Here is a 14218-nt window from a genome sequence, read left to right on the forward strand (position 1 = left end):
GCTGCATGGGACATTCGCGCGCACCCTTGGGGCGCTGGCCGCGGTGACGAGACGTCTCCTCGTTCTCTCTCACCTCGGAGTTCTTGATGCCTCTGCCGCTGTACCTGCTTGCCGTGGCGATCTTCGCCATGGGCACCTCGGAGTTCATGCTCGCCGGCCTGGTGCCGGACATCGCCACAAGCCTCGACGTTTCGGTCGGGGCAGCCGGGCTTCTGACCTCGGCGTTCGCTGTCGGGATGATCGTCGGCGCGCCGCTCATGGCGGCGCTTGCGCGCCGGTGGCCTGCCCGCGCCGGCCTGCTGGGCTTTGTCCTGGTTTTCGCCGTGTCCCACGTCGTAGGCGCTCTCACAACGAGTTTCGCGGTTCTGCTTGCCACCCGGGTGGTCGCCGCCCTGGCCAACGCGGGCTTCCTGGCTGTGGCACTGAGCACGACGACCACGCTCGTCGCATCTGACCAGCGAGGGCGCGCGCTGGCGGTGCTGCTCTCGGGTACGACGGCGGCTACCATCGCTGGAGTTCCCGGCGGTGCGCTGCTCGGCACGGTGCTCAGCTGGCGGGCAACCTTCTGGGCGATCGCACTGCTCTGCCTTCCCGCTGCCGTCGGTGTCGTGAAGGGCATCCCGGCCCGTGTCGGAAAGATCCCTCGGGACGCTCCGGATGGCACGTCCCTTCGGGACGAGATTGCCCAGCTCGTGATGCCCAGGCTGGTCCTGGTCATGCTGCTCGGCGCCTTGGTCAACGCTGCCACTTTCGCCACGTTCACCTTCCTGGCACCGATCGTGACTGACACCACTGGCCTGGGCGAGCAGTGGGTCCCGGTCGTACTGGTGCTCTTTGGGGTTGGGTCTTTCGTCGGCGTCACCCTCGCGGGACGGCTCTCCGATCAGCGTCCCGGCATCGTGATCGCAGTCGGTGGCCCGTTGCTGCTGCTCGGCTGGGTCGCATTGGCGACCCAGGCTGCCCAGCCGGTAGCGCTTCTGCTCCTCGTGTTCGTGCAGAGCACGCTGTCCTTCGCGTTGGGCAGCACCCTGATCGCCAGGGTGCTCTACGAGGCGGCAGGCGCTCCCACCATGGGAGGTTCGTATGCAACGGCGGCGCTCAACATCGGTGCTGCTGGCGGCCCCGTCATTGCGGCAGCAACCCTCGGGGCCGGTGCTGGCGACCTCGGCCCGGTGTGGGTCAGCGGCCTCCTGGTTGCGGTCGCACTGCTCATCGCCCTACCGCTCCAGCGATTCATTACGCCCCGCGCCGGCCAGACGGTTCGATGACCTTCGAGGGACGGCGGCGACCCATCGAGCGCTGCTGAACCCGCCCGATCAGTTGGTCACGACGGAGACGGACTGAGCGCCCGCACAGAGACTGTGCGGGCGCTCAGGCTTCGCTAGGGGTTCTGCCGGGGACCGGTCAGACGCCGCGGACGTTCTCCGCCTGCGGACCCTTCTGCCCCTGGGTCACCTCGTATTCAACCTTCTGGCCTTCCGTGAGCTCACGGTATCCACCGCTAGCGATGGCCGAGTAGTGGACGAAGACGTCCGCTCCTCCGTCATCCTGCTGGATGAAGCCGAAGCCCTTTTCGGAATTGAACCACTTGACGGTACCGCGAGCCACACGTTCCTCCTGATAATGGTGGGAACGCGTCCGTCGCCAATCGCCGGCGACAAACTCCCACCCAGTCTTACCTTACCCCCTCCGTCATATGCCTGCCCATCTAGGCGTACGCCATCCAGAGGAGGACAAGTAGTCGCCGGCTCCCAGCCGTGCGCCGGAGGGCACCCAGGTGATGGGTGTTGGACAGGTTCACACTGCCGACGGGCGCTGGGACGTCACGGTGGCAGCGTGAGGCCGGACTGGACCGCTCCATCGTCGGAGCGACCGATTACCATCCACGCAACGATCTTCCGTCGACGCTGATGCCCTACTTGGTCGTGTCGCTCTCTCCCGTGTGCTTCTTGGCCTCCTGTACACCCTTGTCGATGTGTTCGGTGTACTTCTGGTCAGTGCGCTGGTCGGCCTGCTCGCCGGCCTTGTTCAAGCCTTTGTCGACACTGCGGTCGTGCTTGGTCAAGAGTTCCTTGGCCTTGTCCAGAAGCTTGCTCACGGCGGGAGTCCTCTCCTCATCGACGGTGGAAATCCATTCCCACGGCCGACGCCACGAGCACCGGCGGTTCACGGCCAGCCACGGGTGTGAACTCCGTCCGCTCGGGGCGACTGCTCGTTTTTGACGCTACCCCGGGATGCCTCGGCCATGCCTCGACGACCACGGCCAGTCACGACGTCGAGCCGGGCACGATGAGCGGGAAGTACCCGCGCTGTGCCCACAATCGAGGGGCCGTCTGCCAGCCACAGCACGGCCACATGGGGATGGGCTATCTGGCGGATCGGACGCGTTCACTCAGGCTGAGACGCACGCCCGGCCCGGCGGTCGGCGGTTGCCGCCTCTATGCCTGGCCCGCGCGCGGCGATGGCAGCCTGGATGCGCCGCGCGGTGCGTAGGGCCTTCTTCGCCGCGACGCGGACCTCGCCGTCGAAGACGGTCGCGCCGCGGTCCTCGGCCTGCAGACGCTCCAGGGTCGGCACGGCCCGCTCGTCGCCGGTCGAGCCGAGGGCGACCGCGGCCCAGTAGCGACGGTTCGGATCCGGGTCCGCGGCCGCCTCGACCAGCCGTGGGATGATGTCCGGCGTGAAGAGGGCCAGGCCGCTGGCGATGTAGCCGATCCGCGCGAAACGACGGTGCTCGAACTCGTCCCACAACGCCTCCAGGGCCTCGGCGCCGCCGATCTTCGCGAGCGCGTCGGCGGCACGCTGGCGCACCCACTCGGCGCCGTCGCCGAGCAGCGGGCGCAGCGCTGGGACGGTGGAGACGTCGCCGAGCACGCCGAGCGCCTTGATCGCCTCGTCCACGGCGATCCACTGCGGATGATCAAGGAGTTCGATCAGCTGCGGCACGGACTCGCGGACGTCCATCGCGGCGCAGCCCATCGCCGCCCAGGCCTGGCAGTTGTACCGCGTGTCGGCCAGCGCCTCGAGCAGCGGCTCGTGCAGACCGGGGTCCGCGAACACGGCCGCCTGATTCATGGCCCGGGTGTAGAGCGACCGATGGTAGTCGGGGTAGTCGCGAACCATTGCTCGTAGCGCCGCGATCGCCGACGGATCGCCGTGGTCGCGGGCCCGGTCGAGCAGCCGGTAGAGGTGCTCCTCCCGGGTGTCGAGGTCGCCCTTGCGCAGGCCGGCGAGGTCGGTATTCACATCGGTCCCTGAACCCGGCCGGCGAGTCGCCGCGCCATCTGTCCGGGGGATGCCGTCGTCGTAGCGGTCACCACCGGGATCATACGGCGCAGTTTTCGGACATCGGACTCCGGCGGGCTGAGGCGCAGCAGCGTCTACGCGTGAGCGAATCCGCCAGAGCATCCGCCGCCTGCCGGGCCCCGTCTTCGCCGGCTGGCGGGTCGAGATGCAGCCGGCGCGGCGCATCGGCATACACCTCCGGCGGTGCACCGTGCTGCAGGCCGAGCGTGATCGCGGTGGCGAGAGCCTCAGCTGCTGTTCCCGTTGTGGTGGCTCATCGCGCTACGCGGCCTGCCCGCGCGACGTCGATCTCGAGCACCCTTACCCGGCAGCTGCGGCGATGTCCTGGATCAGAAGGTAGCCGTCCGGCCGTTGACAACCCGGGACGCGGCGGAGACAGTCGTGATCTCCACTGTTCGGTGGGTTCATGGGGGAACGAGAGATGACGATGATGCCTGCCCGGACGGCGATCGCCGCCGTGCTCGTCGGGGTTCTGATCGGGGTGTCGGGTTGCGGTCTGCGCGTTCCCGGCGCCGACGGCGACCTGGTCGATGACTGGCAGCTGATGGCAACGCCGAAGTTCGATCTGCCGAGCGTCGGGATGTGCCTGGACAGTCCGTCGAAGATGCCGTTCGACCCGGCCTTCGTGCGGGCCGCACCGATCGAGTGCGACCGCGGGCACACGCTCGAGGTCGTGCTGATCGGCACGGTCGAGGGCAACGCCGCGCAGGCGTCCGAACCGCCCGCGGCGGGCAGCGAGGGGTTCCAGGCGGCGTATGCGGCCTGCAGCAAAGCGGCCAGTGACTACGCCGGCGGCGACTGGCACGCCGGCATGCTCGGCATCAACGTGCAGATGCCGACCCGGGCACCGTGGGAAGGCGGTCTGCGCTCCTACGTCTGCTCGATCTTCGCGTTGAGCAGCGCCTACGGCGTGATGTCCTTCACTTCCGGGTCGCTGAAGGGTTCGCTGACCGGGGACGCGCCGAAGGCGATCCGCTGCCTGGAGGTCGTCGGCAACAAGGCGTCCAACGGCTGGTGGGACCGGATCTCCGCGCTGACGCCGATCGACTGCGCGCAGCCGCACGAGGCCGAGTTCGTCGGCACCATCCAGGTCGGCGTCGGCGGCGGCGCGCTCCCCGCCGTCGCCGTGCTGGAGAAGTGGACGACCGACCACTGCTGGCCCGTGGTGGCCATGTTCATGGGTCTCACCGACGCCCAGTTCAACACCCGCGAAGACGTCGGGCTCGCCTGGGACGGCATGGGCAAGTTCCAGTGGGACTCCGGCGACCGCCACCAGCGCTGCTTCGCCCTGCTCGGCCCGGGCAAGAAGGTCCGTGCCTCGATCAAGGGACTCGGCAAGAAGCCTCTGCCGGTCTGATGAGGTCGGCTGGCCGTCCGCACTGCCTGATGTCCACAGCCTATGGGAAGCAACCTCCCCGCTGATCATATCCATGTGCGGTCAACCACGTCGATGCCGGTCTGCTGGACTGGGCCCGCGTCCACACCGGGATCGTCTTGGATCCCCGCCCGTCTTTTGTCGTACCCCTGGTGCAGACTGCGTGGCGTGGACCTGACGTTTGCGTTCGCCGTCCTGCTCGGGCGGTCCGACTTCCCTGCCGGCTCCTACGACGCCTACTACGGCGGCGACACCCTCGACGAGTTCCTGCTCCCGGCCAGCTGGCTCACCCCGGCCGCCCTCGCGTCGTCTGCCCCGGTCGCGTTACCAGCCGTCGACGCCTGCTATCTCGACGACGACCATCAGGCCCTCGCCTGGGAGTTCGACCTGGCCAATTCGCTGTTCGCGGTCGAGTGGGCCGACGACGTGCTGCCGGCGGCGTTCCTCGCCGACGTGCGGGCAGCCGATGCCGACATGCTCGTGCGCGGCGCCGACCTGGGCGTGCTGCTCGCCCGCCACGGCCTCGACCTGACGGCCCAGTCGGCGAAGCGGCTGAACTATCGCATCTCGGCGCTGCTGCGCCTGGCCACGGACGGCACCCTGCACGACGCCATGCGCATGGCGACGTTCACGCACCGCCTGCCGGCGCTGGCCTCGTTCGGCTCGGGAGGCCTGCGGCGGGTCGAGGAGGGCTGGGAGGCGGCGCTGGCCGCGGTCGAGCCGCCGGAGCTGCGTGACCACCTGCGCCTGCACTGCCTGGAGCCGTTCTGGTCGCGGGACGCGGGCGCCTGCTACCTGGGCGCGGACGAGTGGCCGACCGGCACCTCGGCCCTCGACGGCCGACGCAAGCTGCTGGCGGGCTGGGAGTTCGGCGAGTCTCAGTCGGGCGTGGCCGTGGTCGCCTGAGAGAGCGTTGTGGTACCTCGACGTGATCTTCGCTGAGCGTGTCAGCGAAGATCACGTCTGTGTCGTTGTGTCGGTAAACCGGCGTATGCGTCATCGCCGACTGATTCGCAGTGGGCGGTGATCGCACCGCTGTTGCCGGTGCGGGATCCGGCGGTCAGCTCCGGCGTGCACAGTCCGGCCGGCACGGCCGACAGCGAGGCGATCAGCGATGACGGTGATGCGGGCATGAGACGAGCGCAGTGACCAGTCCGCACCCATTGCCCTCCAGGAATCAAACGTTGCGTCTGGCCAGTCGGCGTCCGATCCCATCGCGACGCCAAGGATGCTGGCGGAACGTCCCGACGCGTGCCCCGCGGGCATCGCCGCCGAGGCCGGCGTTACTGAGCGACATGTCCGTCCTGCCTCAGCATTCGATCACGTTGACGGCCAGGCCGCCCCGGGACGTTTCCTTGTACTTGATGTGCATGTCGCGACCGGTGTCGCGCATCGTCTTGATCGCTTTGTCGAGGCTGACCTTGTGTGAGCCGTTCCCGTTCATCGCGAGCCGTGCCGCGTTGATCGCCTTCACCGACGCGATGGCGTTCCGCTCGATGCACGGGATCTGAACGAGTCCTCCGACGGGGTCGCAGGTGAGCCCGAGGTTGTGTTCGATGCCGACTTCAGCGGCGTTCTCCACTTGCTCGGGCGTGCCGCCGAGGACCTCGCAAAGACCGGCCGCTGCCATCGCGCATGCCGAACCCACTTCGCCCTGGCATCCGACCTCGGCGCCGGAGATCGATGCGTTCTCCTTGATGACGATGCCAATTGCCGCTGCCGTCAGGAGAAAACGGACGATGCCGTCCTCGCCCGCTCCCCGGACGAAGTTCCAGTAGTAGTGCAGGACCGCCGGGATGATGCCCGCGGCGCCGTTGGTCGGGGCAGTGACGATTCGTCCGCCTGATGCGTTCTCCTCGTTGACCGCGAGCGCGTAGAGGTTGACCCAGTCCATGACGTCGAGTGGGTCCTGCTTGGACGTCCTCATCCGCAGGTCGTTGTAGAGCCCAGGTGCACGCCGCTGAACCTTGAGGCCTCCGGGAAGCACACCTTCGTGCGCGCACCCTGCCCGAACGCAGTCCGCCATGACCTGCCAGAGCCCGAGGAGCCCTGCGCGGACTTCCTCCTCTGTTCGCCAAGCGAGTTCGTTCTGCAGCATCACGTCGCTGATCTGCAGGTTCTCGCGGGCGCAGATTTGGAGCAGTTCTCCAGCAGAGCTGAACGGGAACCGGATGGGCGTGTCGTCCTGGACGATTCGGTCGGCGCCGACGGCGTCCTCGTCAACGACGAACCCGCCGCCGACGGAGTAGTAGGTGCGCGCGCGAACCTCGTTGCCCGTTGGTCCGTAGGCGACGAACGTCATCCCGTTCGGGTGCGCCGGGAGTGCCTTTCGTCGGTGCAGGACGAGGTCGGTCGAGATGTCGAAGCCGATGGGGTGCCGGCCACCCAGCAGCAGTTTGCCGTCCCGCTTCGCGCGGTCAACTCGCCCGGCGGCGTGTTCGGTGTCGACCGTTGCCGGGTCTTCGCCTTCGAGTCCGAGGATGACTGCACGGTCCGAGCCGTGTCCGTGGCCGGTTGCTCCGAGCGAGCCGAAGAGTTCGGACCGCACTCGAGTCACGAACGCAAGCTCCCCGTCTGCGTCCAGCCCGTCGACGAACGTCTTCGCCGCCCGCATCGGCCCGACGGTGTGTGATGACGACGGTCCGATGCCGATGGAGTAAAGATCGAATGCACTCAGCGGCACGTTGGCCTCCGCTCGATTGCTTGCCGAAAGAGGCGGCCCGCGCGGTACGACGAACGCACCAGCGGCCCGGACAGCACACCAGCGAAGCCGATCTCAGTCGCCTCGGCCTCAAGTTCTACGAACTCCTCCGGCTCCACCCAGCGTTCGACCGGGTGGTGGCGCACCGAGGGGCGCAGGTACTGGGTGATGGTGACCAGTTCACAGCCGGCGGTGTGCAGGTCGCGCAGCGCCTGGCTGATCTCCTCGCGGGTCTCGCCCATGCCGAGGATCAGGTTTGACTTGGTGACCAGGCCGAACGCCCGCGCGTGAGTGAGCACGTCGAGCGAGCGGTCGTAGCGGAACGCCGGCCGGATCCGCTTGAAGATGCGCGGCACGGTCTCGACGTTGTGCGCGAGCACCTCCGGACGGGACTCGAACACCTCGCGGAGGAGGTCGGGGTCGCCGTTGAAGTCGGGGATGAGGTTCTCCACGCCGGTGTGGGGGTTCAGTTCGTGGATCGCGCGCACCGTCTCGGCGTACAGCCAGGCACCGCCGTCGGGCAGGTCGTCGCGGGCGACACCGGTGACGGTGGCGTAGCGCAGCCCCATCGCCTGCACCGACTCGGCCACCCGGCGCGGCTCGTGACGGTCCAGTGGCTGCGGCCTGCCGGTGTCGATCTGGCAGAAGTCGCAGCGCCGCGTGCACTGGTTGCCGCCGATGAGGAACGTCGCCTCCCGGTCCTCCCAGCACTCGAAGATGTTCGGGCAGCCGGCCTCCTGGCAGACCGTGTGCAGGCCCTCGGATTGCACGAGGGCCTGCAACTCGCGGTACTGCGGGCCCATCTTCGCCCGCGTCTTGACCCAGGACGGCTTGCGCTCGATCGGGGTCTGCGCGTTGCGCACCTCCAGGCGCAGGAGTTTGCGCCCTTCGGGACTGACCGCCGTCGCCGCACTCATCTCATAGCTCCGGATACAGCGGGAACCGCTTAGCGAGGTCGCCGACCTGGCCGCTGAGCGCGGCGGCGAGGTCCGGCGACATGTCTCGGCTGAGTGCCGTCCCGATGATGTCGGCCACGGTCCCGAACTCCGCCGCTCCGAAACCTCGCGTGGCGAGCGCCGGAGTGCCGATTCGCAGGCCCGAGGAGACCATCGGGGGTCGCGGGTCGAACGGAACCGCGTTGCGGTTGACGGTGATGCCGATCGAGTGCAGCCGGTCTTCGCCCTGCTGACCGTCGAGCGGAGAGTGCCGAAGGTCGACCAGCACCAGGTGCACCTGCGTCCCGCCGGTGAGGACCGTGATCCCCGCGTCCCGCACGTCGTCTGCCATGAGTCGCTGGGCGATGATCTGAGCGCCCTCCAGGGTCCGCTTCTGCCGGTCCCGGAACTCCTCGGTCGCGGCCGCCTTGAACGCGACAGCCTTGGCCGCGATCACGTGCTCGAGCGGGCCACCCTGCAGGCCCGGGAACACCGCCGAGTTGAACTTCTTCGACAGGTCCGCGCGGTTGGTGAGGATGACGCCGCCGCGCGGGCCGCCCAAGGTCTTGTGGGTGGTGGTGGTGACGACGTCGGCGTGCGGTACCGGGTTCGGGTGCAGTCCTGCGGCGACGAGGCCGGCGAAGTGAGCCATGTCGACCATCAGGTAGGCACCGACAAGGTCGGCGATGCGCCGGAACTCGCCGAAGTCGAGCTGGAGCGGGTAGGCGGACCAGCCGGCAACGATCATCCGGGGCCGGTGCTCGAGCGCAAGACGCTCGACCTCTTCCATGTCGACCTGGAAGTCGCTCTCACGCACGTGGTAGGCCGCGACGTTGTACAGCTTGCCGCTGTAGTTGAGACGCATGCCGTGCGTGAGGTGCCCGCCGTGTGCCAGGTCGAGGCCGAGGATGGTGTCGCCCGGGTTGAGGAGGGCGAACATCACCGCGGCGTTCGCCTGGGCTCCCGAGTGCGGCTGAACGTTGGCGTACTCGGCGCCGAACAGGTCCTTGACGCGGTCGATCGCGAGCTGTTCGATGACGTCGATGTGCTCGCAGCCGCCGTAGTAGCGGCGCCCGGGGTAACCCTCGGCGTACTTGTTGGTGAGGGCCGAACCCTGGGCTTCCATCACCGCTACGGGAGCGAAGTTCTCGCTCGCGATCATCTCGAGCGTGTTCTGCTGCCGGGCCAATTCGGCCCGGATCGCCGCGTGAACCTCGGGGTCGAAGTCGGCGAGGTTGTCGTTGAGGAGGGTCATCTCACTTACCCGCGATCAACGACTCGTAGGCGGCGGGCTCGAGGACGTCGACGTCACCGGCGAGTTTCATTCGGAACAACCAGCCGCGCTCGAACGGGTCGAGGTTGAGCACGCTCGGGTCGTTCACGGCGTCCTGGTTGATCTCGGTGACTTCGCCGTTCGCGGGCGCGAAGAGGTCGCTGACCGACTTGGTCGACTCGATCTCGCCGCAGGCCTCGCCGGCGGTGATCGTCGCGCCCACGGCGGGAAGGTCGAGGTAGACGACGTCGCCCAGGGCGTCGGCCGCGTAGGCGGTGATGCCGACGGTGGCGGTGTCGCCGTCCATGAGCAGCCACTCGTGCTCAGCGGTGTACTTGAGGTTGGTCGGAACGGCCATCTGTCTGATCTCCTAGTTCAGTTTCTTGTTGCGGCTGTAGAAGGGCAGGGCCACGACCTCTGCGTCGGCGCGGGTGCCACGGATGTCGACTGAGAGGGCGGTTCCCGGTGCGGTGAGCGAGGTCGAGACGTAGGCCAGGGCGATTGCGTGGCCGAGTGTCGGCGACGGCGCGCCACTGGTGATCACGCCGACGGTCTGCCCGCTCGTGTCCAGGACGGCGTTTCCAGCGCGCGGTGCGCGCCGCGAGTCGGTGACCAGGCCCACGAGTTGCCGGTGGGTACCGCTTTCCAGGCGAGCGGCCAGGGCTTCCCTGCCGACGAACGGGCCCTCCTTGTTGAAGGCGACGACACGTCCGAGGCCGGCTTCGAACGGGCTGAGCGTCGTGTTGAGCTCATGTCCGTACAGCGGCATGCCTGCCTCGAGGCGGAGGGTGTTGCGGCAGGCGAGACCGGCAGGCCTGAGGCCGTGCGGCTCGCCGGCTTTCTCCAGCTCTTCCCAGATCCGGATGGCGTCGCCGGGCCGGCAGTAGATCTCGAAGCCGTCTTCGCCGGTGTAGCCGGTACGGGCGAGCAGGACGTCGGCACCTGCGAGGAGGCACGGTTCGCCGGCGTAGTACTTCAGGCCGGCGAGCGGGAAGTCCGTCAGGGTGGCGACGATGTCGGGCGAGGTCGGCCCCTGGACGGCGATGAGGGCCCACTCGTCGCGGGCGTCTCGCACCTCGGCGTCGAACGACTCCGCGCGCTCCTGGAATGCCTGCAGGACAACCTCGGCGTTGCTGGCGTTGGCAACAACCATGAAGTGATCGTCGGCAAGGCGGTAGGTGACGAGGTCGTCGATGATGCCGCCGGTCGCGTCGCACATCATCGAGTACTTGGCCTTGCCCACCGCGATGGCCGAGAGCTTTCCGACGAGCGCGTAGTCCAGGACTGCCGCCGCTTCGGGCCCAACGATTTCGATCTCTCCCATGTGGCAGAGGTCGAACAGGCCGGCGGCCTTCCTGACGGCGTGGTGTTCGGCGATGTCGGAGGCGTAGCGGACCGGCATGTTCCAGCCGCCGAATTCGGTGAACGAGGCGCCGAGTCGTTCGTGGACGGCGCGAAGGGGAGTGTTCTTTGACATATGTGACTCAGCTTTCAAATGCGGACGGGTCGGGGCAGGTGCAGACCAGGTTGCGGTCGCCGTATGCCTGGTCGATTCGGCCGACGTGGGGCCAGTACTTGTCTTCGGCGACTCCGGCCGGGAAGACGGCGTGCTTCCGGCTGTACGGCCGGTCCCAGTCGCCGGCGAGGACGGCGGCCGTGTGTGGGGCGCGGCGAAGTGCGCTGTCCTCGACCGTGACGTCGCCTCGTGCGACCTGCTCGATCTCGGCGCGGATCGCGATCATCGCGTCGATGAATCGGTCGAGCTCGCGGAGATCCTCGCTTTCGGTCGGCTCGACCATGAGCGTGCCCGCGACGGGGAAGCTCATTGTGGGTGCGTGGAATCCGTAGTCGACGAGACGCTTGGCGATGTCGTCCACGGTCACACCGGTGGCTGCGGTGAGCGGACGAACATCGAGGATGCACTCGTGTGCGACCAGGCCGTTCGCGCCGGTGTACAGGACGGGGTAACTGTCGGCGAGACGGCTGGCGACATAGTTCGCAGTGAGGACGGCGACCTTCGTGGCCTGTGTGAGGCCGGCAGCACCCATCATCCGGATGTACGCCCACGGAATCGGCAGGATTCCCGCCGAGCCGAACGGCGATGCGCTGACGGCCCCGATCCCTCGGCGCCGGTTGACGTCGGGGTGCGCCAGGTGCGTCGGGAGGTACGGCTTGAGGTGCGCGGCCACGGCAACCGGGCCGACGCCCGGCCCGCCACCACCGTGCGGGATGCAGAAGGTCTTGTGGAGGTTCAGGTGGGAGACGTCACCGCCGAACTCGCCGGGCTTCGCCACACCGAGAAGGGCGTTGAGGTTGGCCCCGTCGACGTAGACCTGTCCGCCGTACCGGTGGACCAACTCGCACAGCTTCGTGATGCCCTCCTCGTAGACGCCGTGCGTGGACGGGTAGGTGACCATGACCGCTGCCAGGTCGTCGGCGTGCGCTTCGCACTTGGCCTCGAGGTCGTCGAGGTTGACGGTGCCGTCGTCGTTCGACGCGACCACGACGACCCGCATGCCGGCCATCACGGCGGACGCGGCGTTGGTGCCGTGGGCGCTGGACGGGATGAGGCAGACGTCGCGCCGACCCTGACCGCGGTCTGCGTGGTAGGCGCGGATGGCGAGGAGGCCGGCGAATTCGCCCTGCGAGCCAGCGTTCGGCTGGATGGACACCGCGGCGTAGCCGGTGACTTCCGCGAGCCAGTTCTCGAGCTGGTCGATGAGCTCGATGTAGCCGGCGACGTCGTCGACGGGTGCGAACGGGTGGATGTCGGCGAACCCGGCGAGCGAGACCGGCTCCATCTCGGTCGTCGCGTTCAGCTTCATGGTGCACGACCCGAGGGGGATCATTCCGCGGTCGAGCGCGAAGTCGCGGTCCGAGAGCTTTCGCAGGTAGCGAAGCATCGCGGTCTCAGACCGGTGGTCGTTGAACACCGGGTGGGTCAGGAAGCCGGTCGTGCGGCGAAGGCTCCTCGGGATGCCGCCTGCGGGGTCGTGCATCGCGACCTGCAGGTCGGCTGCGGATTCGCCGAACGCCTCGAGGACAGTCTCGAGGTCCTGAAGGGTTGTGATCTCCGAGCAGGCGATCCCGACGTGGTCGCCGTCGACCAGGTTGAGCAGGATGCCGCGCTCGTGTGCGGCCTCGGCGACCGCGGCGGCGCCGCCCGGGACGTAGATGAGGAGGGTGTCGAAGAAGGTCTCGTTCACGACCGGGTAGCCCTTGGCGCGGAGCGCGCCGGCGAGCTGCACGGCCTGCAGGTGGATGCGCTGGGCGATCCGGGAGAGTCCGTCGGGCCCGTGGTAGACCGCGTACATGGAGGCGACTACGGCCAGGAGGACCTGGGCGGTGCAGATGTTCGAGGTCGCTCGGTCGCGCCGGATGTGCTGTTCCCTCGTCTGGAGTGCCAGCCGGTAGGCGGGCCGTCCGTTCGAGTCGACCGAGACGGACACCAGGCGCCCGGGCAGGTGACGCTCGAGGCCGGCCCGGACTCCGATGTAGCCGGCGTGCGGTCCGCCGTAGAACAGCGGCACGCCGAATCGCTGGCTGGAGCCTACGGCGATGTCGGCGCCGAGCTCGCCGGGAGGGGTGAGGAGGGTGAGTGCGAGCAGGTCGGCCGTGATGGTCGCGAGCGCGCCCTTGTCGTGGGCGGCCTGGACGATCGGCGCGAGGTCGCGGATCTCGCCGGACGAACCGGGGTAGGACGCGACGATGCCGAAGTAGTCGTCGTCGGGCAGCGGAGCGTCGAGGTCGATGAGGACGACCTCGATTCCCATCGCGGTCGCGCGGGTCTGGATCACACCGACGGTCTGCGTGTGGGTGTCGGCGTCGACCAGGACGCGGTTCGACTTCGACGACGCGGTACGGCGCATGATCATGATCGCTTCGGCGACCGCGGTGCCTTCGTCCAGAAGCGACGAGTTGGCGATCGGCAGGCCGGTCAGATCACCGATCATGGTCTGGAAGTTGAGCAGCGCTTCGAGCCGTCCCTGGCTGATCTCGGGCTGGTACGGCGTGTACGCGGTGTACCAGGCCGGGCTCTCGAGAACGTTGCGGCGGATGACGGCCGGGGTGATGGTCGGGTAATAGCCGAGCCCGATCATCGGCGTGGTGACGTTGTTGCGGGCAGCGAGGGTCCGCAGTTCGTTCGCTGCCTCCAGCTCGGAGACGGGTGCGGGCAGGTGCAGTTCGGTTGCGGTGCGGATGCCTTGCGGCACGGCGGCGCCGATGAGGGCGTCGAGACTGTCGTAGCCGACGGCATTGAGCATGTGGAGTTGCTCGTCGGCGCTGGCTCCGATGTGTCGGTCGACGAACGCGTCCCGGGTGGTAGACGGGTACTGCGAATCGTGCATCGGGAGGCTCCCAGGCTTCGGGGTGCCGCCGACTGACGGCACCGTAGGTGGGTGACCTCCCCGCTCTGTCATCGGTACCTGAGAGCTTCACCGTCGTTTGGGACGGTTTGCACCGTTGGTGCAGGACTGCTTGGTCCTGTCTTTCCAGAGTTGCCTCACCGGAGCGGTAGCTGGGCCTGAGAGATTCGTGGGGAGTGTTGCTCCTTCGGCGCCCCGTCATTGGCTGACGGAGACTCTCCCGCTTCGGCTTGTGCGGCGTCTTCTTCAGTTGTGTTGGTG

Annotated in this window: 13 protein-coding genes and 1 riboswitch; of the genes, 4 read left to right on the forward strand and 9 right to left on the reverse strand. The window is 68.0% G+C overall.

What is annotated here, in order from left to right; all coding sequences use genetic code 11:
* Positions 1–86: 86 nt before the first annotated feature.
* On the forward strand, positions 87–1268 hold the full coding sequence (locus Dfulv_RS20155) for a Cmx/CmrA family chloramphenicol efflux MFS transporter (RefSeq protein WP_259865586.1): 1182 nt from the start codon (positions 87–89) through the stop codon (positions 1266–1268).
* Positions 1269–1404: 136 nt separating this feature from the next.
* Here the strand turns inward: Dfulv_RS20155 and Dfulv_RS20160 are convergent, their stop codons facing one another.
* The 3 genes from Dfulv_RS20160 to Dfulv_RS20170 all read right to left on the reverse strand — a co-directional run bounded on the left by Dfulv_RS20160 (position 1405) and on the right by Dfulv_RS20170 (position 3246).
* Positions 1405–1608 carry a cold-shock protein gene (locus Dfulv_RS20160; RefSeq protein ID WP_259865589.1) on the reverse strand — a complete coding sequence of 68 codons (204 nt, stop codon included), beginning with the start codon at positions 1606–1608 and terminating at the stop codon, positions 1405–1407.
* 307 nt (positions 1609–1915) lie between these two features.
* Complete coding sequence (locus Dfulv_RS20165; protein ID WP_259865590.1) at positions 1916–2098, reverse strand: antitoxin; 183 nt, start codon at positions 2096–2098, stop codon at positions 1916–1918.
* Positions 2099–2388: 290 nt separating this feature from the next.
* Positions 2389–3246: a HEAT repeat domain-containing protein gene (locus Dfulv_RS20170; protein ID WP_259865591.1), complete on the reverse strand. Its 858-nt coding sequence runs from the start codon at positions 3244–3246 to the stop codon at positions 2389–2391.
* Between the two features lie 481 nt (positions 3247–3727).
* Here Dfulv_RS20170 and Dfulv_RS20175 point away from each other — a divergent pair, with 481 nt between their 5' ends.
* From Dfulv_RS20175 to Dfulv_RS20185, 3 genes are all read left to right on the forward strand, one after another.
* Entirely contained in the window at positions 3728–4663 is a 936-nt protein-coding gene (locus tag Dfulv_RS20175; RefSeq protein ID WP_259865592.1) for a septum formation family protein, read from the forward strand.
* Between the two features lie 186 nt (positions 4664–4849).
* The gene (locus tag Dfulv_RS20180) at positions 4850–5587 is read left to right on the forward strand and encodes a hypothetical protein (RefSeq protein ID WP_259865593.1); all 738 of its coding nucleotides are present in this window, start codon (positions 4850–4852) and stop codon (positions 5585–5587) included.
* Positions 5588–5704: 117 nt separating this feature from the next.
* Positions 5705–5830 (forward strand): hypothetical protein, encoded by a 126-nt coding sequence (locus Dfulv_RS20185; protein WP_259865594.1) that lies wholly within the window; start codon positions 5705–5707, stop codon positions 5828–5830.
* A 160-nt stretch (positions 5831–5990) separates the two neighbouring features.
* Here Dfulv_RS20185 and Dfulv_RS20190 read toward each other — a convergent pair whose 3' ends face one another.
* The 6 genes from Dfulv_RS20190 to gcvP are packed head-to-tail and all read right to left on the reverse strand — an operon-like array spanning position 5991 to position 13939.
* Positions 5991–7364, reverse strand: a complete 1374-nt coding sequence (locus tag Dfulv_RS20190) for an L-serine ammonia-lyase (RefSeq protein ID WP_259865595.1) — start codon at positions 7362–7364, stop codon at positions 5991–5993.
* On the reverse strand, positions 7355–8299 hold the full coding sequence (gene lipA / locus Dfulv_RS20195; RefSeq protein ID WP_259865597.1) for a lipoyl synthase: 945 nt from the start codon (positions 8297–8299) through the stop codon (positions 7355–7357). Before lipA ends, Dfulv_RS20190 begins: the two co-directional genes overlap by 10 nt.
* A gap of 1 nt (position 8300) precedes the next feature.
* Positions 8301–9572: a serine hydroxymethyltransferase gene (glyA, locus tag Dfulv_RS20200; RefSeq protein ID WP_259865599.1), complete on the reverse strand. Its 1272-nt coding sequence runs from the start codon at positions 9570–9572 to the stop codon at positions 8301–8303.
* A gap of 1 nt (position 9573) precedes the next feature.
* Positions 9574–9948, reverse strand: coding sequence for a glycine cleavage system protein GcvH (gene gcvH, locus Dfulv_RS20205; RefSeq protein WP_259865600.1), 375 nt, complete (start codon positions 9946–9948; stop codon positions 9574–9576).
* Between the two features lie 12 nt (positions 9949–9960).
* Positions 9961–11067 (reverse strand): glycine cleavage system aminomethyltransferase GcvT, encoded by a 1107-nt coding sequence (gene gcvT, locus Dfulv_RS20210; protein ID WP_259865601.1) that lies wholly within the window; start codon positions 11065–11067, stop codon positions 9961–9963.
* 7 nt (positions 11068–11074) lie between these two features.
* Positions 11075–13939, reverse strand: coding sequence for an aminomethyl-transferring glycine dehydrogenase (gcvP, locus tag Dfulv_RS20215; RefSeq protein ID WP_259865602.1), 2865 nt, complete (start codon positions 13937–13939; stop codon positions 11075–11077).
* Between the two features lie 154 nt (positions 13940–14093).
* A riboswitch (glycine riboswitch) is annotated at positions 14094–14190 on the reverse strand.
* Positions 14191–14218 lie beyond the last annotated feature (28 nt).

Source organism: Dactylosporangium fulvum, from assembly GCF_025137375.1.
GTDB lineage: Bacteria > Actinomycetota > Actinomycetes > Mycobacteriales > Micromonosporaceae > Dactylosporangium > Dactylosporangium fulvum.